The 18720-nt window shown below is 68.5% G+C and carries 18 protein-coding genes and 1 tRNA gene; 7 read left to right on the plus strand and 12 right to left on the minus strand.

Annotation, left to right across the window (positions count from 1 at the left end; genetic code table 11):
• The first annotated feature begins 3 nt into the window (after positions 1 to 3).
• Genes lpxB through AVME950_RS22260 form a run of 3 tightly spaced genes read left to right on the plus strand, consistent with a single transcriptional unit; the run spans position 4 to position 2652 of the window.
• Complete coding sequence (gene lpxB / locus AVME950_RS22250; protein WP_284431494.1) at positions 4 to 1173, plus strand: lipid-A-disaccharide synthase; 1170 nt, start codon at positions 4 to 6, stop codon at positions 1171 to 1173.
• Positions 1145 to 1867, plus strand: a complete 723-nt coding sequence (rnhB, locus tag AVME950_RS22255; RefSeq protein WP_284431495.1) for a ribonuclease HII — start codon at positions 1145 to 1147, stop codon at positions 1865 to 1867. The genes lpxB and rnhB overlap by 29 nt, the downstream gene beginning before the upstream one ends.
• Positions 1864 to 2652: a TrmH family RNA methyltransferase gene (locus tag AVME950_RS22260; RefSeq protein WP_284431496.1), complete on the plus strand. Its 789-nt coding sequence runs from the start codon at positions 1864 to 1866 to the stop codon at positions 2650 to 2652. The genes rnhB and AVME950_RS22260 overlap by 4 nt, the downstream gene beginning before the upstream one ends.
• A gap of 136 nt (positions 2653 to 2788) precedes the next feature.
• On the opposite strand, the gene AVME950_RS22265 is transcribed toward AVME950_RS22260, so the two are convergent.
• The 6 genes from AVME950_RS22265 to AVME950_RS22290 form a co-directional block, all read right to left on the minus strand.
• Positions 2789 to 3277: a hemerythrin domain-containing protein gene (locus tag AVME950_RS22265; protein ID WP_284431497.1), complete on the minus strand. Its 489-nt coding sequence runs from the start codon at positions 3275 to 3277 to the stop codon at positions 2789 to 2791.
• Between the two features lie 291 nt (positions 3278 to 3568).
• Positions 3569 to 3644 (minus strand) — tRNA-Thr (locus tag AVME950_RS22270).
• A gap of 11 nt (positions 3645 to 3655) precedes the next feature.
• Positions 3656 to 4663, minus strand: coding sequence for a class 1 fructose-bisphosphatase (locus AVME950_RS22275; RefSeq protein WP_272568522.1), 1008 nt, complete (start codon positions 4661 to 4663; stop codon positions 3656 to 3658).
• 29 nt (positions 4664 to 4692) lie between these two features.
• Positions 4693 to 7413 carry an aminopeptidase N gene (gene pepN, locus AVME950_RS22280; RefSeq protein WP_284431511.1) on the minus strand — a complete coding sequence of 907 codons (2721 nt, stop codon included), beginning with the start codon at positions 7411 to 7413 and terminating at the stop codon, positions 4693 to 4695.
• 25 nt (positions 7414 to 7438) lie between these two features.
• Positions 7439 to 8543, minus strand: a protein-coding gene (gene prfB, locus AVME950_RS22285; RefSeq protein ID WP_272552141.1) for a peptide chain release factor 2 whose coding sequence is annotated in 2 segments (ribosomal slippage) — positions 7439 to 8461 and positions 8463 to 8543 — 1104 coding nt in all. Because the reading frame shifts where the segments join, the coding sequence is not laid out codon by codon here.
• A 186-nt stretch (positions 8544 to 8729) separates the two neighbouring features.
• Positions 8730 to 9683, minus strand: a complete 954-nt coding sequence (locus AVME950_RS22290) for an alpha/beta fold hydrolase (protein WP_284431498.1) — start codon at positions 9681 to 9683, stop codon at positions 8730 to 8732.
• A 172-nt stretch (positions 9684 to 9855) separates the two neighbouring features.
• On the opposite strand from AVME950_RS22290, the gene AVME950_RS22295 reads away from it, so the two are divergent.
• From AVME950_RS22295 to plsY, 3 genes are all read left to right on the plus strand, one after another.
• Complete coding sequence (locus AVME950_RS22295) at positions 9856 to 10917, plus strand: aldo/keto reductase (RefSeq protein WP_284431499.1); 1062 nt, start codon at positions 9856 to 9858, stop codon at positions 10915 to 10917.
• A complete protein-coding gene (locus tag AVME950_RS22300) occupies positions 10914 to 11417 on the plus strand; it encodes an aminoacyl-tRNA deacylase (RefSeq protein WP_284412002.1) in 504 nt (167 codons plus the stop codon). Before AVME950_RS22295 ends, AVME950_RS22300 begins: the two co-directional genes overlap by 4 nt.
• A gap of 107 nt (positions 11418 to 11524) precedes the next feature.
• Entirely contained in the window at positions 11525 to 12160 is a 636-nt protein-coding gene (gene plsY, locus AVME950_RS22305) for a glycerol-3-phosphate 1-O-acyltransferase PlsY (protein WP_284431500.1), read from the plus strand.
• A gap of 39 nt (positions 12161 to 12199) precedes the next feature.
• Here plsY and AVME950_RS22310 read toward each other — a convergent pair whose 3' ends face one another.
• From AVME950_RS22310 to AVME950_RS22320, 3 genes are read right to left on the minus strand one after another with little or no spacing between them, the layout of a single operon-like run.
• Positions 12200 to 13219: an HD-GYP domain-containing protein gene (locus AVME950_RS22310; RefSeq protein ID WP_284398701.1), complete on the minus strand. Its 1020-nt coding sequence runs from the start codon at positions 13217 to 13219 to the stop codon at positions 12200 to 12202.
• A gap of 10 nt (positions 13220 to 13229) precedes the next feature.
• Complete coding sequence (locus AVME950_RS22315) at positions 13230 to 13877, minus strand: retropepsin-like aspartic protease family protein (RefSeq protein WP_284412005.1); 648 nt, start codon at positions 13875 to 13877, stop codon at positions 13230 to 13232.
• A gap of 56 nt (positions 13878 to 13933) precedes the next feature.
• Positions 13934 to 14419 carry a YajQ family cyclic di-GMP-binding protein gene (locus tag AVME950_RS22320; protein WP_272568536.1) on the minus strand — a complete coding sequence of 162 codons (486 nt, stop codon included), beginning with the start codon at positions 14417 to 14419 and terminating at the stop codon, positions 13934 to 13936.
• A gap of 67 nt (positions 14420 to 14486) precedes the next feature.
• Between AVME950_RS22320 and murB the strand changes: the two genes are divergently transcribed.
• Positions 14487 to 15569, plus strand: a complete 1083-nt coding sequence (murB, locus tag AVME950_RS22325) for a UDP-N-acetylmuramate dehydrogenase (protein ID WP_284431501.1) — start codon at positions 14487 to 14489, stop codon at positions 15567 to 15569.
• A 150-nt stretch (positions 15570 to 15719) separates the two neighbouring features.
• Here the strand turns inward: murB and AVME950_RS22330 are convergent, their stop codons facing one another.
• The 3 genes from AVME950_RS22330 to argG all read right to left on the minus strand — a co-directional run bounded on the left by AVME950_RS22330 (position 15720) and on the right by argG (position 18707).
• Positions 15720 to 16178, minus strand: coding sequence for a carboxymuconolactone decarboxylase family protein (locus AVME950_RS22330; protein WP_284431502.1), 459 nt, complete (start codon positions 16176 to 16178; stop codon positions 15720 to 15722).
• A 137-nt stretch (positions 16179 to 16315) separates the two neighbouring features.
• Positions 16316 to 17206, minus strand: coding sequence for an RNA polymerase sigma factor SigJ (gene sigJ / locus AVME950_RS22335; RefSeq protein WP_284431503.1), 891 nt, complete (start codon positions 17204 to 17206; stop codon positions 16316 to 16318).
• Positions 17207 to 17363: 157 nt separating this feature from the next.
• Positions 17364 to 18707: an argininosuccinate synthase gene (gene argG / locus AVME950_RS22340; protein WP_272568543.1), complete on the minus strand. Its 1344-nt coding sequence runs from the start codon at positions 18705 to 18707 to the stop codon at positions 17364 to 17366.
• Positions 18708 to 18720 lie beyond the last annotated feature (13 nt).

Genomic DNA, 18720 nt, shown 5'->3' on the forward strand with positions numbered 1-18720 from the left:
GCGATGGCGCCCTCCCTCCAACCGGCACCGCGCATCGCGATGGTGGCAGGCGAAACCTCTGGCGATCTGCTGGCGGGCCTGCTGCTCGACGGCCTGCAGGCACAGTGGCCTGGCGTGGTGGGGCAGGGCATCGGCGGGCCGCAGATGCAGCGGCGGGGCTTCACCGCCTGGTGGCCCAGCGAGCGCCTGGCCGTGCACGGCTACAGCGTCGAGCTGCTGCGCCGGCTCTGGGGCATCGTGCAGATCCGCAAGCAATTGAGGCGGCGGCTGCTCGCGGACCCGCCGCAGGTCTTCATCGGCGTGGATGCGCCCGACTTCAACCTGGGGCTCGAATCCGACCTGCGCGTGGCCGGCATCAAGACGGTGCACTTCGTGTGCCCTTCGATCTGGGCCTGGCGTGCCGAACGCATCGAGAAAATCAAGCGCAGCGCCGACCACGTGCTGTGCATCTTCCCGTTCGAGCCCGCGCTCCTGGCCCGCCACGGCATTGCGGCCACTTACGTCGGCCATCCGCTGGCCAATGTGATTCCCATGCAGCCGGACCGCGAGGCGGCGCGTGCCCGGCTTGGGTTGGCCCCCGGCGACGAGGTGTTGGCCATCCTGCCGGGCAGCCGTTCGGCCGAGGTGGACTACATCGCCACGCCGTTCCTGCGGGCGGCTGCCTTGCTGCGCCAGGCGCGCCCGGCGCTGCGCATGGTCATCCCGGCTGTGCCGGCGCTGCGTGAGCGCATCGAGCAGGTGGTGCGCGAATGCGGCATGGCCGAGGCCGTGCAGGTCGTCGAAGGCCAGTCGCACACCGTGCTGGCGGCCTGCGACTGCACGCTGATCGCCAGCGGCACGGCCACCCTGGAGGCAGCCCTGTTCAAGCGGCCCATGGTGATCGGCTACCACATGCACCCCATCAGCTGGCGCCTCATGCGGCGCAAGCAATTGCAGCCGTGGGTGGGGCTGCCCAACATCCTTTGCGGCGAATTCATCGTGCCCGAGCTGATCCAGGACGCTGCCACCCCCGAGGCGCTGGCCGCGGCAGTGACGCAGTGGCTCGACGCGCCTACGCAATCTCCCGACACGCTGGCGGCGCTGGAGCAGCGCTTTACCGCGCTGCACGAAACCCTGCGCCGCGACACCCCCCGATTGGCCGCCGATGCGATCCAGAAAATCCTTGCCGCCTGAGCAGGCGGCCCTGCCGTGGCATCCCCCGGGCCTGGTGGCCGGGGTGGATGAGGCTGGGCGCGGGCCGCTGGCCGGCCCGGTGGTGGCCGCCGCCGTGATCCTTGACGATCTGAATCCGATCGCCGGTCTGGCCGATTCCAAGACCTTGACCGCTGCGCGCCGCGAAGCGCTGTACGACGAGATCCGCGCCAAGGCCCTGTGCTGCGCGGTGGCCGAGGCCAGCGTGCAAGAGATCGACACCATCAACATCCTGCAGGCGACCATGCTGGCCATGCAGCGCGCGGTGCAGGGGCTGCGCCTGAAGCCCGTGCGTGTGCTGGTGGATGGCAACCGGCTGCCCGTGCTGGAAGTGCCCGCGGACGCCATCGTCAAGGGCGATGCACTGGTGCAGGCCATTTCTGCGGCGTCGATCCTGGCCAAGGTCACGCGCGACCGCTGGTGCGCGCAATTGCACCTGGAATATCCCCAATACGGCTTTGCCGGCCACAAGGGATATGGGACGGCCGAGCACATGGCGGCGCTGCAGCAGCATGGCGCTTGCCCGCACCACCGCCGCTCGTTTTCGCCCGTGGCCGCGGCCCTCGTACGGGGCAACGCGGCGGTGCTCCCGCTGCCTGCGGTGCCTACCGTGGATGGGGCGCACGCGTTGCCGGCGCCGCAGGGCCTGGTGCAGGCGGAATGGCAGCCGGCATGACCTCGGACAACGTCACCTTCGTTCAGTCGCGCGACAACGCGTTCGTCAAGGACCTGCGGCGCCTGGCGCAGGACAGCAGCGCTTACCGCAAGCAGGGCCGGGTCTGGCTGGAAGGCGACCACCTGTGCCGTGCGGCGCTGGCCCGGGGGCTGCAGCCGGCGGTGGCCGTGTATGCGGAGTCTTTTTGGCCTGAAGCGCAAGAAAGCTACCGGCATGCTGCTATCAAAAACATAGTGATTGCCGATCCTCTCTGGGCGGACGTGAGCGGCCTCGAATCCCCAGCGCGCATGGGCTTCGTGCTGGAGATGCCTGCAGCCGCCGCGTTGGTGCCCGGCGTGTCCACCGTGGTGCTCGACCGCCTGCAGGACGCCGGCAATGTGGGGTCCATCCTGCGCAGTGCATCGGCATTCGGTTTCGGTCAGATCGCGGCCATCAAGGGCACTGCGGCGCTGTGGAGCGCCAAGGTGCTGCGGGCCGGCATGGGGGCCCACTTCGGCCTGCGGCTGGTGGAGGGACTCGATGCGACGGACATCGATGCGCTCGGCCTGCCCCTGCTGGCGACCAGTTCGCACGGCGGGGAATTCCTGCACCGGGCGCAACTGCCCTGGCCTTGCGGCTGGGTCATGGGGCATGAAGGGCAGGGCGTGTCGCCAGCGCTGCAGGAGCGCGCGAGCCGTCTGATCCGCATTGCCCAGCCGGGCGGGGAAGAGTCGTTGAATGTGGGTGCGGCGGCCGCGATCTGCCTGCATGCGAGCGCTGCGGCGGCGGAGATGGGCCGCATCTGACGGCTCGGCCCGCAGGCTTTCAGCGATGCGGGCAGACCTTGGTCAGGGCGGTCAGAGAGGGCGGTAAGCGCCTCGCGGCGCCGACCCCGCGGGTCGCGGCAAGGCCGCCCTGAGGGAGGGCGACCCGCCAGGGTCGTCAGGCCATTGCTTCTTCACCCGCCATCAGCTCTTCCTTGCGGGCTTCGAGCGTTTCGCGCATGGCCACGAGGTCGAGCTTGCGGGCGGCACGTGCCTTCGGAAAGATCTCGTTGCGCTCTTCCTTCACGTGGTGATCGATGTACTCGCCCAGCACGGTCACCTTGGCATCGAACATTTCATCGGCGGCGCTGGCGGCCTCGATCTGCGCGATCAGGTCCTTGGCGCTGGCGTGCTCCACTTCGGCTTCGGCGAGGAGGTCGGTGTCCTTGATGGCATCGCGCAGGGCGGGGTAGAAGATCTCTTCTTCGATCTGCGCATGCACGGTCAACTCGCGGCAGATCTGGCGCGCCAGTTCGAACCGCTGGGTGGCGGCCGCCTTGGAGCGGGACTCCATCAGCGATTCGTATTCCTTGAACATTTTCTTGACGGCGCGATGGTCCGCATCGAGCAGGGAGCAGGCGTCTCGGGGTGCACGGGTGGTGGTCATGGGATTTCCTTGTCGATGGTGTGTGGGGAAGGCCATGCTGCACGGGTGGTCTACCCCCTGCCGTAGGACGCCAAGCCACGGGCCTGCGCGGGTTCGCCTTCGGCCGACACGCCGCTGGGGCAGTGCCATGGGCCCCATCGATCATTGGATTGGCTGTGGGGATCGTGCTGGCAACGCACGTTGGTCGCCGCCGCTCAGCCGCTGGATGCCGGGATGCTGTGCAGCGCCGGCACACGCAATGCAAGTCCCAAAAGAAAAACCCCTGACTCTTGCGAATCAGGGGTTTCTATTTGGTGCCGGAGAGATGAATCGAACACCCGACCTTCTCATTACGAATGAGCTGCTCTACCGACTGAGCTACACCGGCGAAGACTCGAATTATATATCGGAATGGTAGCGTGTCACGCGTTCCACTTCATTTTTTGAGCCCAGGACCACGCTGACGCGCTCGTGCAACTGCGTGGGCTGGATGTCCAGGATGCGCTGCTTGCCGTTGGTGGCGGCGCCGCCGGCCTGCTCGACGAGCCAGCTCATGGGATTGGCCTCGTACATCAGGCGCAGCTTGCCGGGCTTGTTGGGTTCGCGCTTGTCCCAGGGGTACAGGAACACGCCGCCGCGCGTGAGGATGCGGTGCACGTCGGCCACCATGCTGGCGATCCAGCGCATGTTGAAGTCCTTGCCGCGCGGGCCTTCGGTGCCGGCCAGGCATTCGTCGATGTAGCGCTTGACCGGGGTGTCCCAGTGGCGCATGTTGCTCATGTTGATGGCGAATTCCTTGGTGTCCTCGGGAATGCGCACGTTCTCTTCCACCAGCACGAACGAGCCCTGCTCGCGGTCCAGCGTGAACATGGCGACGCCGTCGCCCACGGTCAGCACCAGCGTGGTCTGGGGGCCGTAGATGCAGTAGCCCGCGGCCACCTGCTGGGTGCCGGCCTGCAGGAAGTCCTCGGTCATGACGCCGGGGTGGCCTTCGGGCTTTTTCAGCACGCTGAAGATGGTGCCGATGCTCACGTTCACGTCGATGTTGGAGGAGCCGTCGAGCGGATCGAACAGCAGCAGGTACTCGCCCTGCGGATAGCGGTTGGGCACCACGTAGATGCTGTCCATCTCTTCAGATGCCATGGCGGCGAGGTGGCCGCCCCATTCGTTGGCTTCGATGAGCACTTCGTTGGCGATGATGTCCAGCTTCTTCTGGATCTCGCCCTGCACGTTCTCGCTGGCGGCCGTGCCCAGCACGCCGCCCAGCGCGCCCTTGTTCACGGCGTGGCTGATGCTCTTGCAGGCACGGGCGACCACTTCGAGCAGCAGGCGCAGCTGCGAGGGGATGAGGCCGTCCACCCGCTGCTGTTCGACGAGGTAGCGGGTGAGGCTGATGGTTTTTGCCATGGAGGGGGTTTCCTATTTTTTGGACGTGATCAGTCGGCCAGCGCGCGGGTGACCACCTCGCGCACATCGTTGGACAGGTCGGGCTTGGCCGCCACGCGGGCGATGGCGTCGCGCGCTGCGCCGCGGTAGGGATCGGCCAGCTTCTTCCAGCGGTCGAGCGCCCGGGCCAGCCGCGCCGCCACCTGCGGGTTGAGCGTGTCCAGCTCCAGCACCCGGTCGGCCCAGAACTGGTAGCCCGCGCCGTCCAGCCGGTGAAAGCCCCCGGGGTTGGCGCTGCAGTAGCTGAAGATCACGCTGCGTGCGCGGTTCGGGTTCTTGAGGCTGAAGTCCGCGTGTTTCATGAGCTGCTGCACGGCGGCCAGCACCTGCCCGCCGCGGTCGGGCGCGCCCGCCTGCAGCGAGAACCATTTGTCCAGCACCAGGGCCTCGTCCTTGAACAGGGCGTGAAAGCGCGCGAGCGCCGGCTCGGCCAGGGCATGGCCGCTGTACACCAGCGCCGTGAGGGCGTTGAAGCGGTCGGTCATGTTGCCGGCGTCCTTGAAGCGCTGGTACGCCTTGCCCGGCCACACGCTGTCGCCCGTGGTGCGGGCCGCCAGGCACAGCATGGACAGCGCCAGGCCCGACAGCGCGCGGCGGCCGGCCGAGATCGCATCGGGGCGGTAGGCGCCCGTGTCGTGGTGCTGCGCCCAGATGGCTTCCCACTCCGGCTGCAGCGCGACGGCGAGCTGCGCGCGCATTGCTTCGCGCACGGCGTGCACACGCTGCGGGTCCACCACGTCCAGGTGCTCGGCGATGTAGCCCTCGGAGGGCAGGCTGAGCACCAGTTCCTTGAAGGCCGCGTCCAGCGCGGGGTGGCGCAGCACGCCGCGCATGGCCTCCACGAAGCTGTCGGGCACGATGGTTTGATCGATGGGCGCGCCTGCCGGCGGATTGATTGCCTCGTCCGCTATGGTTTTAATAGCGATGCGCAGGGCCAGGCGCTGGCCGGCCTCCCAACGGTTGAAGGCGTCGGTGTCGTGCGCCAGCAGGGCGAGCAGTTCGGCATCGCTGTAGTCGATGTCCAGCACCACGGGGGCGCTGAACCCGCGCAGCAGCGACGGCACGGGCTGGGAGCCCACGTTCACGAAGGTGAACGCATGGGTGGCCTCGGTCAGCACCACGGTGCGGTCCGCGCCGCCCGCGGCGGCCTCGCCCTCCAGTTGCAGCGGCAGTGCGCTGCCGTCCGCGCCCAGCAGGCCCAGGGCCACCGGGATCACGGCGGGCTCCTTGAGCGGCTGGCCGGGCGTGGGCGCGAGGCTTTGCGACAGCGTGAGCGTGTAGGTGCGCGCGGCGGCGTCGTACACGCCCGTGGCCTGCACGCGCGGCGTGCCGGCCTGCGAATACCAGCGCTTGAACTGCGGCAGCAGGCGGGCCAGGTCGCTGTCCGGGTTGGCATCGGCGATGGCCTGCGCGAAATCGTCGCAGGTGACCGCCTGTCCGTCGTGGCGCTCGAAGTACAGCTTCATGCCGCGCGCGAAGCCTTCGCGGCCCACCAGCGTGTGCATCATGCGCACGACCTCTGCACCCTTTTCGTAGATGGTGACGGTGTAGAAGTTGTTGATCTCGACGTAGCTGTCGGGCCGCACCGGGTGCGCCATGGGGCCGGCGTCTTCCGGGAACTGCGCGGTGCGCAGCACGCGCACGTCCTCGATGCGCTTGACGGCGCGGGCCGAGGGGCTGCCCGACAGGTCCTGGCTGAACTCCTGGTCCCGAAAGACCGTGAGGCCTTCCTTGAGCGACAGCTGGAACCAGTCGCGGCAGGTGACGCGGTTGCCGGTCCAGTTGTGGAAGTACTCGTGGCCCACCACGCTTTCGATGTTGCCGAAATCCACATCGGTCGCCGTGGCCTGGCTGGCCAGCACGTACTTCGTGTTGAAGATGTTCAGGCCCTTGTTCTCCATCGCGCCCATGTTGAAGTCGCTGGTGGCGACGATCATGAAGCGCTCCAGATCCAGCGGCAGGCCGAAGCGCGCCTCGTCCCAGGCCACGCTGGCCATGAGGGAGTTCATGGCGTGCTCGGTCTTCTCCAGGTCGCCCGGGCGCACGTACACCTGAAGCAGGTGGTCGGCGCCGGAGCGCGAGCGGATGCGCTGCTCGCGCGCCACGAGCTTGCCGGCCACCAGCGCGAACAGGTAGCAGGGCTTCTTGTGCGGGTCCTGCCACTTGGCGAAATGGCGCGCGCCGTTGGGGCCATCGTCCAGCGGGCCGTGGTCGATCAGGTTGCCGTTGGACAGCAGCACCGGGTAGGCGGCCTTGTCGGCGCGCAGCAGCACGGTGAAGCTGGCCATCACGTCCGGCCGGTCCAGGAAGTAGGTGATGCGCCGAAAGCCCTCGGCCTCGCACTGGGTGAAGAAGGTGCCCTGGCTCACGTACAGGCCCGACAGCTGCGTGTTCTTGGTCGGAGAGCAGGTGGTGAAGATCTCCAGGTCGAAGGGCTCGTGGCCCTCCGGCAGGTTCTCCAGCACCAGCTGGCCGCCTTCCATCTTGAACGAGGTGCCCGCGCCGTTGACCAGCACGCGCGCCAGGTTCAGCTCGTCGCCATCGAGCCGCAGCGCGCCCGCGGGCACGTCCGCGTTGCGGCGCAGCCGCATCTTGTTGAGCACCCGGGTCTTGGCCGGGTCCAGGTCGAACGTGAGGTCCACCGTGTCGATCCAGAACGCGGGGGCGGTGTAGTCGGCACGGTGGATGGCCGTGGCGTGTCCTTCTCTCATCATGGCTTGGGGCTTTCCGGGCGCGTTACACGCCCTGCTTGAGGGAGGCTTCGATGAAGGCGTCGAGATCGCCGTCCAGCACCTTCTGGGTGGCGGAGATTTCGACGTTGGTGCGCAGGTCCTTGATGCGGCTGTTGTCCAGCACGTAGCTGCGGATCTGGTGGCCCCAGCCGACATCGGTCTTGGTGTCTTCCAGCTTTTGCTGCTCTTCCTGGCGCTTGCGCATCTCGAAGTCGTACAGGCGCGAGCGCAGGCGCTGCCATGCCACGTCGCGGTTGCTGTGCTGGCTGCGGCCATCCTGGCACTGAACGACGATGCCGGTTGGAATGTGCGTCAAACGCACGGCCGAATCGGTCTTGTTGATGTGCTGGCCGCCGGCGCCGCTGGCGCGGAAGGTGTCGGTGCGCACATCGGCCGGGTTGATGTCGATCTGGATCGAGTCGTCGATCTCCGGATAGACGAACAGGCTGGCGAAGCTGGTGTGGCGCCCGCCGGATGAGTCGAACGGGCTCTTGCGCACCAGCCGGTGCACGCCCGTCTCGGTGCGCAGCAGGCCATAGGCGTATTCGCCCTCGATCTTGATCGTGGCGCTCTTGATGCCGGCCACGTCGCCCGGGGTTTCGTCTTCCACCGTGGTCTTGAAGCCCTTGCGCTCGGCGTACTTGAGGTACTGGCGCAGCAGCATGCCCGCCCAGTCGCAGGCCTCGGTGCCGCCGGCGCCGGCCTGGATGTCCACGAAGCAGTTGAGCGGATCGGCCTCGTTGCTGAACATGCGGCGGAACTCGAGCATCTCGATCTCGGGCTTGAGCTTGGCGGTCTCGGCCTCGATGGTCATCAGGCCGTCGTCGTCGCCTTCTTCCTTGCTCATGTCGAAGAGCTCGGTGTTGTCGGCCAGCTCGCGCGTGAGCCGCTCCAGCGTGAGCACCACGCCGTCCAGGCTCTTCTTTTCCTTGCCCAGCTCCTGGGCCTTCTTGGGGTCGTTCCAGACCGTGGGGTCTTCCAGCGAGGCGTTTACCGTGCGCAGGCGTTCGAATTTGGCATCGAAGTCAAAGATACCTCCGTAACTCTTGCGTGCGCACGGTCAGGTCGGAGAGGGTGTTGCCGATGAGGTTGATGCGTTCTGCGTCCATGGTGCGTGTCCTGAGTGTTCGGTGGAATAACCGGCGATTTTCTCACGCGATGCGCCGCACGCCCCCAATGCCCTTCCACGGGGCGCAGGGCGCAGCCGGCCGGCCCCGTTGCCGGGGCGCAAAACCGGCCGCTATTTCAAAAATGATAGCAAGACGCCCTAGTGGAATATGCGCTGGCGGCCTGTTTTATTCAGGGGTGCTCAGGAACGACTCGATCAGCGCCGCCACCGCGCCGGGCTGGTCGTGGTGCAGCATGTGCCCGGCGTCCTGGACCACGGCGGTGCGGCAATCGCGCACGTGGCGCAGGCGGGCGTGGTATTCGGGCAGGTCGTAGCGGTCCTTCCACCACAGGCCCATGCTGTCGTCGCTGGCCTCCACCGCGAGGGTGGGCGCGGTGATGCCGTCGTACAGGGCCAGCGCTTCCTCCACGCGGTAGATCTGCGAACTGGTGATCTTGTGCGCCGCATCGCCCAGGATGCGCCAGCGGCCCTGCGCGTCGGGCGCGGCCCACTGGCGGGCCAGCCAGGCGGCCTTGTCGGCGGACAGGCGCGGGTTGGTCTTGATGAGGCGCTGGGCCACGCCGTCGGCGCTGTCGTAGGCCTTGAGCGATTTCTCGCCGCGCTCCAGCGCCCGGATCTCGTCCATCCACTGCGCGTAGCGACGGGGGGCCTGGTCGGGCGTGGTGGCCGGCAGGCCGAAGCCTTCCAGGTTCACCAGCCGGCGGATGCGCGCGGGCCGCACGCCGGCATAGGCCATGCACACGTTGCCGCCCATGCTGTGGCCCACCAGATCGACCGGCTGGCCGGGCGCGTAGTGGTCCAGCAGGTGGTCCAGGTCGGCCAGGTAGTCGGCGAACACGTAGTGGTCGCAGGGCGCGGGCAGGCGACTCAGGCCGAAGCCCCGCCAGTCGGGCGCGATGACCGTGCGGCCGGCGAAGAACGCCTGCGACAGCGCGTCCACCACGAACTGGTAGGACGCGCCCACGTCCATCCAGCCGTGCATCAGCACCAGCGGGGGCCGAGAAGGGGAAGATGGGGAAGCGGAGGCGGGCGACGCCTCGCCGTTCCAGCGGCGAACGTGGTACTGCAGGGTGCGGACGGGGACGAATTCGCTCTGGGAGGCGCGGGCGGGCTGGTACATCGGGCGATTATTCGTGCAGGGCGCGGCGGCGTCAGTCAAGGCTGGGACAAGCGGGCGGCCCGCTCGTTCGGGGCCCTGCTGCGGGCCTTCGGGCATGCGGTGCGCTCGCTGCGGGAACAGGGAAAATCCATTATTCTGCCCAGCCCATCCGCAGCTTGTAGGTCTTCTCTCCATGCAAAAAATCCCATTGGGCGCCAGCGCGCTCCAGGTCACGCCCATCTGCCTGGGCACCATGACGTTCGGCGAACAGGTGGACGAAGCCACGGCCCATGCCATTCTCGACCGCTCGCTGGAGCGGGGCGTGAACTTCATCGACACCGCCGAGATGTACGCCGTGCCGGCGCGCGCCGAGACCTGTGGCGCCACCGAGACCATCATCGGCCGCTGGTTCGCCAGCCGCCCCGGCGCCCGCGAAAAGACGGTGCTGGCCACCAAGGTGGCGGGCCCCTCGCGCGGCATGCCCTGGGTGCGCGAAGGCAAGGGAATGACCCCGGCCGACATCGTGGCCTCGTGCGACGCCAGCCTGCGCCGCCTGCAGACCGACGTGATCGACCTCTATCAGATCCACTGGCCCGAGCGCCACGTGCCCGCGTTCGGCACGGTGTACTACGACCCCGCCAAGGAAACCTCGGCCACCCCCATCCACGACCAGCTGCAGGCGCTGGCCGGGCTGGTGCAGGCCGGCAAGGTGCGTGCCATCGGCCTGTCCAACGAAACGCCTTACGGCGTGCACGAGTTCGTGCGGCTGGCCGAGCAGCACGGCCTGCCGCGCGTGGCCACGGTGCAGAACCCGTACTGCCTCATCAACCGCACCTGGGAAAACGGCATGGACGAGTCCTGCCACCGCCTGGGCGTGTCGCTGCTGGCGTATTCGCCCCTGGGCTTCGGGCTGCTGACGGGCAAGTACGACGCCAGCGGCACGACCGGCGCCGGTGCGCCGAAGGGCGCGCGCATCGCCAGCTACGAATCGGTGCGCAAGCAGCGCTGGGGCCGCCCCGAGGCGCTGGAGGCCTCGCGCCGCTACAACGCGCTGGCGCGCGAGCACGGCCTCACGCCCACGCAGATGGCGCTGGCGTTCTGCTACACCAAGTGGCAGGTGGCCAGCACCATCATCGGCGTGACCTCGCTGGCCCAGCTGGACGAAGACCTCGATGCCTGGGGCACGGTGCTCTCGCCCGAACTGCTCGCGGCCATCGACGCGGTCCGCTGGGAACTGCGAGACCCGGCACTGTGAGCAAGAAGGCCGCCAAGGCCGCCCATGTGAGCGAAACCCCGGCCACCCAGTGGCTGCGGCGCCAGGGCGTGGCCTTCACCGAGCACCCCTACGACTACGTGGAGCACGGCGGCACCGCGCACAGCGCGGCCAGCCTGGGGTTGGACGAGCACGTCGTCGTCAAGACGCTGGTGATGCAGGACCAGGATGCGAAACCCCTCATCGTGCTCATGCACGGCGACCGCAAGGTGTCAACCAAGAACCTGGCCCGCCAGATCGGCGCCAAGTCGGTCGAACCCTGCCAGCCCGAGGTGGCCAACCGCCACAGCGGGTACCTGGTGGGCGGCACCTCGCCGTTCGGCACGCGGCGCGACATGCCGGTGTACATCGAGGAAAGCATCCTCGCGCTGCCGCGCATCGCCATCAACGGCGGCCGCCGGGGCTTTCTGGTGCAGATCGATCCGCAGGTGTGCGTGCAGCAGCTCGGTGCCAAACCGGTGCAGTGCGCGCTGGCAGAATAGGCCGCCCCGCCGAACCGGGGCCGCGCCTTCGGGGCGCCGGCCACCGGCCCCCCGTGGCGCCCGCCACCGGCCTCTCGTGACGCCCGCATCCTGAAGGAATTCCTACCTTGACCACCGTCTATTGCCTCCTGGCCACCCTGGCCGCCTACCTGCTGGGCTCCCTGTCGTTCGCCGTCATCGTGAGCCGCACCATGGGCCTGAACGATCCCCGCACCTATGGCAGCAAGAACCCCGGCGCCACCAACGTGCTGCGCTCCGGCTCCAAGGCCGCGGCCGTGATCACGCTGCTGCTCGATGCGGTCAAGGGCTGGCTGCCCGTGGTGCTGGTGCAGGCCTTCGGCAAGCCCCATGGCCTGGAGGACGGCACGGTGGCGCTGGTGGGCCTGGCGGCATTCCTCGGGCATCTGTGGCCCGTGTTCTTCCGCTTCGAGGGCGGCAAGGGCGTGGCCACGGCGCTGGGCGTGCTGGTCGGCATCAGCCCATGGCTGGGGCTGGCCACGCTGCTGACCTGGGTCATCATCGCGTTCTTCTTTCGCTACTCTTCGGGCGCGTCGCTCGCGGCGGCGGTGTTCGCGCCGCTGTACTACGTGATGTTCGGCGGCGTGCTCTGGTACACCGAGGCGACCATCGGCGTGGCCATCGCCGCCATGTCGGCGCTGCTGGTGTGGCGGCACCGCGAAAACATCCGCCGCCTCATGGCCGGCACCGAATCCCGGCTGGGCCAGAAGAAGAAAAAGCCCTGAATCGAAGGGAACGGAGCCAGGCGGGGGGTAGCCGCCCGGTCAGGGCCGGCCGGCCGTGCTCACCAACCCCATCAGCCCGCTGCTGTGCTGGGCCGCGTAGTGGCCCAGGCGCACCAGCGTGCGGTGGTTGATCTCCACCTTCACCGCGGGTCGGGCCAGCGCCGACTGGATGCGTGGCCGGCCGCTGGCCGTCTGGTGTAGCCGGGGCTGGGCCAGGTGCTCACCGTCGCGGTCGAGCAGGCTGGCCACCAGGGGGGCGTTGACCTTCTCGCTGCGGCGCAGCACCAGCGCGGTCTCGCCGTTGTCCAGCCGCACGAAGGTGCCGGGCGGGCACAGCCCGACGGCGCGCACCAGCGCATAGGTGACTTCGTCGCGCCGGTCCACGTCCTGGCCCACGATGGCGCGCACCGAGTCCGTGGCGCTGCGGCCCGCACGCGACTTGCGCGGGCTGATCATCGCGGCGTAGCGGTCGATCGTCCCCAGGATGCGGCTGAGCCGGTCCTCGGCGGGCATGCCCGCCAGCGGCTGCGTCTCGGCCAACGGCGCATGGTGCTGGCCCACGACGTCCAGCCAGAGCGGGTCCTTCACGTCCAGCTGCTCCAGCAGGGTCATGCTGCGCAGCGGGTGCGCCTCGATGGCCTCCTGCTGCGCGGGGCTGGGCCGCTCGCGCTGGCTGGCCAGCTCGTCCTGCAGCGCGGTCATGCCGATGTTCATGGTGATCGCGGCCCGCACCAGGCTGTCGCGCTCCAGGGAAGGCAGCTGCAGTTCGTGCGCGAGGATGTGGCACAGCGTGCCGCACACCAGGGCGTGCGAGGTGCTGTAGCCTACCGTGGAGGTGGAGGCCAGCTGGAACATCAGGTACAGCGCCGCGTCGATGTCGTGCGCCACCAGTTCCTGCAGCCACCGGTCGCACTGGCGCACCTTGGCGGGAAAGTCGTGCACCTGCAGGGGCCGCGAGAGGATCACCGCCAGGGCGGATTCCAGGTCCGACCACAGTCCGAGCAGGTCTTCGTATTCGCTGTCGGACGGCTCGCCGGCGCTGGGGGGGCTGTGGGGCATGGGGCGCGGGCTACTGGCGCTTTTCCAGCACCATCTGGTCGTTGATGCGGCTCATCTGGAACTCGTTCAGGAAACTGTTGCCCAGCAGCACGAAGGGCATGGCCTGGGGCGTGACGACGGCGTCCACGCCGAGCACCTCGACGTCGCCGATGCGCACCGAATCGAGCTTGATCCGCCAGCCCTGGGCCGTGCCGTTGGCCGTGCCGAGCACCACGGGCTGCCCGCTGCGGTAGGCCAGGCCCATGCGTTCCGCCTCCGGCTGGCCGATGGCCACGGTACTGGCACCGGTGTCCACCAGGTACTGCATCGGCCGGCCGTTGATGGTGCCGCTGTTCACGAAATGCCCGCGGCTGTCGGCGGTGAGCACCACGCGCCGGCCCGTGCCGGCGGCGCCGCGGCTGCCCACGCTGACCGGGGCCTCGCCCAGGATCAACGTGCGCCGCGCGCCGGCCAGCTCGACCACCGCCTCCTCGCGGCCGACCGAGACCACCTTCACGCCCTGGTGGCTTTCACCCGGGCCCACGCCGCGCGGCGCGCCACCGTTGACGACCAGCAGCGCCTTGCCGCCCAGGATGCCGGACAGCGCCACCGCCTGGGCGTGCGCCTGCCATGGCGCAAGCGCCAGGGCGGCAGCGAGGGGGAGGGCGCGCAGGAGCATGGAGGGGCAGCCTGGGGGGGAGGGCGGTGATGCGGCAGGCGGCGGGGAAGTCGGTGTCAGTCGCGGAAGTTGTCGAACGACAGTGGAATGTCCACCACTTCCTTGCGCAGCAGCGCCATGGCGGCCTGCAGGTCGTCGCGCTTGGCGCCGGTCACGCGCACTTTCTCTTCCTGGATGGCGGCCTGCACCTTGAGCTTGCTTTCCTTGAGGAGCTTCTGGATCTTCTTGGCCAGCTCGCTCTCGATGCCGTTGCGCACCTTCACGACCTGCTTGACCTTGTCGCCGCCGACCTTCTGCGGCTTTTCCATGTCGAGAAAGCGCACGTCCACGTTGCGCTTGGTGAGCTTGTTGCGCAGGATGTCTTCCACCTGGGTGAGCTGGAAGTCGGCATCGCCGAACAGCGTGATCTCCTTGTCCTTGATCTCGATGGCGGCGGACGTGCCCTTGAAGTCGAAGCGCGTGCCGATTTCCTTGGCGGTGTTTTCGACCGCGTTCTTCACTTCTACGAGGTTGGCTTCACAAACGGTGTCAAAAGAAGGCATGGCATCACTCTCGGAAACTGGGGGAGAACCCGGCCGCGAAAAGGGGCCGGGTGCGACAATCCGGTCGATGTTAGTCGAGAAAAACGCTCCCCTGCAGCACTGCAATACCTTCGGCATCGTGGCCCGCGCCCACACGCTGGTGCGTGCCCGCTCGGTCGATGACGTGCGCGCCCTGGTGTCCGACCCGCAGCTGGCGGGCTCGCCCGTCTTCGTGCTGGGCGGCGGCAGCAACATCGTCCTCACGGGCGACGTCAAGCCCGTGGTCCTCAAGATGGAGATCAAGGGCCTGCGGCTGGTGCAGGAAACCCCCCAGGCCTTCATCGTGGAGGCCGGTGCCGGCGAGTCCTGGCACGACGCCGTCGCCTGGACCCTGGCGCACGGCTTTCCCGGGCTGGAAAACCTGGCGCTCATCCCCGGCACCGTGGGCGCGGCGCCCGTGCAGAACATCGGCGCCTACGGCGTCGAGCTGCAGGACCGCTTCGATTCCCTGGACGCCATCGACCTGGCGACGGGCCAGCCGTTCACGCTCGATGCCGCCCAATGCGCGTTCGGCTACCGCGATTCCGTCTTCAAGCACCAGGCCCCCGCCGCCCCCGCGGGCGCCGCCGAGGGCAGCGGGCCGCGCGGCATGGGCCTGGCGGGGCGCGCGGCCATCACGCACGTGCGTTTTCGCCTGCCCAAGCCCTGGAAGCCCGAGCTGGGCTACCTGGACCTGGAGCGCAAGCGGGCCGAGGCCGGGGTGGCCGAGCCCACGGCGCAGCAGATCTTCGAATGGGTGTGCGAGGTGCGCCGCGCCAAGCTGCCCGACCCGGCGGTGGTGGGCAACGCCGGCAGCTTCTTCAAGAACCCCACGGTCACGCCCGACCAGTGCTCGGACATCATCGCCCGCGAGCCGCGCATCGTGCACTACCCCATGCCCGACGGCACCATCAAGCTGGCGGCGGGCTGGCTGATCGATGCCTGCGGCTGGAAGGGCAAGAGCGTGGGCAAGGCCGGCGTGTACGAAAAGCAGGCGCTGGTGCTGGTCAACCGCGGCCGGGGCGCCGACAGCGTGACCGGTGGTGAGGTGATGACGCTGGCCAAGGCCATCCAGACCAGCGTGTACGAGCGCTTCGGCATCCGGCTGGAGCCGGAGCCGGTGGTGGTCTAGGCACGGCGCGTGCGGCCGGTTCTGCCGCGAAGCGGCTGCAAAGCCGTCGCGGAGAGATTGCTATGCTATTAATAGCATCAATGGCATGTTTGACTAGGGCATGAGGCCGATCGGGCTCTTTTTTTTGGTGCGACGGCCCGAACGGGGCGCTCAGGCGCCGGCGCCGCCCGCCGGTGGCGCGCGGAAGGCGACCTGGAACCGGTTCCAGCCGTTGATGGCGACGACGGCCAGCGACAGCTCGACGATCTCCGCCTCCGAGAACTGCGCCGCCACCATGTCATAGACCGCGTCCGGCACGTCCTGCGTGGTGGCCAGGCGGGTCAGCGATTCGGCCCAGGCCAGCGCGGCGCGTTCGCGGGCATCGAACAGGCCGGCCTCGCGCCAGGCGGCCAGCAGGTGCAGGCGCCGGTCGGTCTCGCCATGCCGGCGGGCCACGCCCACGTGCAGGTCGATGCAGAACGCGCAGCCGTTGATCTGCGACACGCGCATCTTCAGCAGCTCCTTGAGGGCAAGGGGCAGGGCGCCAGCGCGCAACTGGTTCTCCAGCGCCATCATGGCGTTCGCGGTGGCGGGGTGGTTTTTCATGAGGTCGATGCGGGCTTGGGACATGGGGAGCCTTTCGTGGCGGTGGGTGGTTGAAGGAAGGAGCGGGTGGGAAAACCGTGGCCCATGGCGCGGCCCGCACTCGGCGCGGGTGCCATGCCATGGGAACGGATCGTGAAAAGTGGGCCGGGCGGCGGCGGGGCCTACAGCCCGCGCAGCTTGTCCGGGTTCAGCACGGCGTAGATGCCGTGGATGTGCGTGCCGTCGGTCTGCAAGGCCAGCGCCACGCGCGGCGTGCCGCCCTCGCGTAGCACCAGGCCCGGCGTGCCGTTGATCTGCACCTCTTGCACGGCGAGGTTGCGCAGGTACACGCGCCACAGACCCGCCGCCAGCCGGGCCAGGGCCAGGGGGCCGCGCACCACCTTGGTGGCGGCCTGGACCTTGCCGCCCGCATCGGGCGTCCAGGTGGCGTCCGGCGCGAAGAGGGCGAGCAGGGCGCCGTGGTCCTGGGCGCGCATCGCGTCCATGAAGCGGTGCAGCAGGGCCCGCGCGGCGTCCGGCGTGGCCGAAAAGCGCACCTTCTCCCGGCGCACCTGGGTGCGGGCGCGGTGCACCAGCTGGCGGCAGGCCGCCTCGCTGCGGTCCAGCACGGTGGCGATCTCGCCGTAGTCGCTGTCGAACACGTCGTGCAGCAGGAAGGCGGCGCGCTCGTCGGGCGACAGGCGTTCCAGCACCACCAGCAGCGCGATGGACAGATCGGATGCCAGCTCGGCACGCGCATCGGCCGCCGGCGCGGTGGCGTCGCGGTCCAGCCAGGGTTCGGGCAGCCACGGGCCGCTGTAGGCCTCGCGCTCGGTGCGGGTGGCGCGCAGCCGGTCCACGCACAGGCGGGTGACGGTGGTCACCAGCCAGGCCTCGGCCGTCTGCACGCGCTCGGCCGGCGTGGACTGCCAGCGCAGCCAGGCGTCCTGCAGCACATCCTGCGCATCGGCGCGGCTGCCCAGCATGCGGTAGGCCACGCCCAGGAGGCGCGGGCGGTGCTGAAGGAACGTGGCGGTGTGCGGGTCCGGGGCGAGGGGAATGTCGGCGTTCATGCCTTCAAGACGGGTGGCCGGGCCGGTTTGTGACAGGAATCCGCGCCGCCTGCCAAAAAAAGAAAACCGCCCGGCCGGGTGGCGGGGCGGTTGCTCTTGTTTTCATAGCTGCCAGCGCATGTTGCGGTAGCGCTGGAGGCCTTTTCGATGCCTGGCGTTACTTTTTCTCGCTGCCGTCGCCCAGCTGCGCCAGCGCGGCATTGCCGCCCAGCGACAGCAGGCCGGACTGGGCGTAGACGCCCAGCTTGTGGCGCGTGTCGATGATGTCCAGGTTGCGCATGGTCAGCTGGCCGATGCGGTCCGCGGGGCTGAACGGCGCGTCTTCCACCTTTTCCATCGACAGGCGCTCAGGCGCATAGGTCAGGTTGGGCGACTCGGTGTTGAGCAGCGAGTAGTCGTTGCCGCGGCGCAGCTCCAGCGTCACCGTGCCGGTCACGGCGCGCGCCACCCAGCGCTGGGCGGTCTCGCGCAGCATGATGGCCTGCGGGTCGAACCAGCGGCCCTGGTACAGCAGGCGGCCCAGCTTCAGGCCGTTCATGCGGTACTGCTCGATGGTGTCTTCGTTGTGGATGCCGGTCACCAGGCGCTCGTAGGCGATGTGCAGCAGCGCCAGGCCCGGGGCTTCGTAGATGCCGCGGCTCTTGGCTTCGATGATGCGGTTCTCGATCTGGTCGCTCATCCCCAGGCCGTGGCGGCCGCCGATGCGGTTGGCTTCCAGGATCAGCGCCACGGGGTCGTTGTACTCGACGCCGTTCAGGGCGACGGGCTGGCCTTCCTCGAAGCGCACGGACACTTCCTCGGACTTGACCTGGACATCGTCCTTCCAGAACGCCACCCCCATGATGGGGTTCACGATGCGGATGCCGCTGTTCAGGAACTCCAGGTCCTTGGCCTCGTGCGTCGCGCCCAGCATGTTGCTGTCGGTGCTGTAGGCCTTTTCGGCGCTCATCTTGTAGCCGAAGCCTTCCTTCGTCATGAAGGCCGACATTTCGGCGCGGCCGCCCAGCTCGTCGATGAACAGCTGGTCCAGCCAGGGCTTGTAGATCTTGAGCGAGGGGTTGGTGAGCAGGCCGTAGCGGTAAAAGCGCTCGATGTCGTTGCCCTTGAAGGTCGAGCCGTCGCCCCAGATGTGGACGTCGTCTTCCTTCATGGCTGCCACCAGCATGGTGCCGGTGACGGCGCGGCCCAGCGGCGTGGTGTTGAAGTAGGTGATGCCGGCCGTGCTGATGTGGAAGGCGCCGGCCTGCAGCGCGGCGATGCCTTCATGGGCGAGCTGCGTGCGGCAGTCCACCAGGCGGGCTTTTTCGGCGCCGTATTCCATCGCCTTGGCGGGGATGGCGTCGTAGTCCGGCTCGTCGGGCTGGCCCAGGTTGGCCGTGTAGGCGTAGGGCAGGGCGCCCTTGTTCTTCATCCAGCGCAGCGCGGCGCTGGTGTCGAGACCGCCGGAGAAGGCGATGCCGACCTTCTGGTTCAGGGGCAGGTTCTGGAGGATGGTGGCCATGTGCGGTGCCTTG

It is taken from the genome of Acidovorax sp. SUPP950 (assembly GCF_030158935.1).
GTDB lineage: Bacteria > Pseudomonadota > Gammaproteobacteria > Burkholderiales > Burkholderiaceae_C > Paracidovorax.

What these genes read in the sequence shown, in the direction of transcription:
- lpxB (WP_284431494.1), top strand. Translation starts at nt 4, where the DNA reads ATGGCGCCCTCCCTCCAACCGGCACCGCGCATCGCGATGGTGGCAGGC.
- rnhB (WP_284431495.1), top strand. Translation starts at nt 1,145, where the DNA reads ATGCGATCCAGAAAATCCTTGCCGCCTGAGCAGGCGGCCCTGCCGTGG.
- AVME950_RS22260 (WP_284431496.1), top strand. Translation starts at nt 1,864, where the DNA reads ATGACCTCGGACAACGTCACCTTCGTTCAGTCGCGCGACAACGCGTTC.
- AVME950_RS22265 (WP_284431497.1), bottom strand. Translation starts at nt 3,277, where the DNA reads ATGACCACCACCCGTGCACCCCGAGACGCCTGCTCCCTGCTCGATGCG.
- AVME950_RS22275 (WP_272568522.1), bottom strand. Translation starts at nt 4,663, where the DNA reads ATGGCAAAAACCATCAGCCTCACCCGCTACCTCGTCGAACAGCAGCGG.
- pepN (WP_284431511.1), bottom strand. Translation starts at nt 7,413, where the DNA reads ATGAGAGAAGGACACGCCACGGCCATCCACCGTGCCGACTACACCGCC.
- AVME950_RS22290 (WP_284431498.1), bottom strand. Translation starts at nt 9,683, where the DNA reads ATGTACCAGCCCGCCCGCGCCTCCCAGAGCGAATTCGTCCCCGTCCGC.
- AVME950_RS22295 (WP_284431499.1), top strand. Translation starts at nt 9,856, where the DNA reads ATGCAAAAAATCCCATTGGGCGCCAGCGCGCTCCAGGTCACGCCCATC.
- AVME950_RS22310 (WP_284398701.1), bottom strand. Translation starts at nt 13,219, where the DNA reads ATGCCCCACAGCCCCCCCAGCGCCGGCGAGCCGTCCGACAGCGAATAC.
- AVME950_RS22315 (WP_284412005.1), bottom strand. Translation starts at nt 13,877, where the DNA reads ATGCTCCTGCGCGCCCTCCCCCTCGCTGCCGCCCTGGCGCTTGCGCCA.
- AVME950_RS22320 (WP_272568536.1), bottom strand. Translation starts at nt 14,419, where the DNA reads ATGCCTTCTTTTGACACCGTTTGTGAAGCCAACCTCGTAGAAGTGAAG.
- murB (WP_284431501.1), top strand. Translation starts at nt 14,487, where the DNA reads ATGTTAGTCGAGAAAAACGCTCCCCTGCAGCACTGCAATACCTTCGGC.
- AVME950_RS22330 (WP_284431502.1), bottom strand. Translation starts at nt 16,178, where the DNA reads ATGTCCCAAGCCCGCATCGACCTCATGAAAAACCACCCCGCCACCGCG.
- sigJ (WP_284431503.1), bottom strand. Translation starts at nt 17,206, where the DNA reads ATGAACGCCGACATTCCCCTCGCCCCGGACCCGCACACCGCCACGTTC.
- argG (WP_272568543.1), bottom strand. Translation starts at nt 18,707, where the DNA reads ATGGCCACCATCCTCCAGAACCTGCCCCTGAACCAGAAGGTCGGCATC.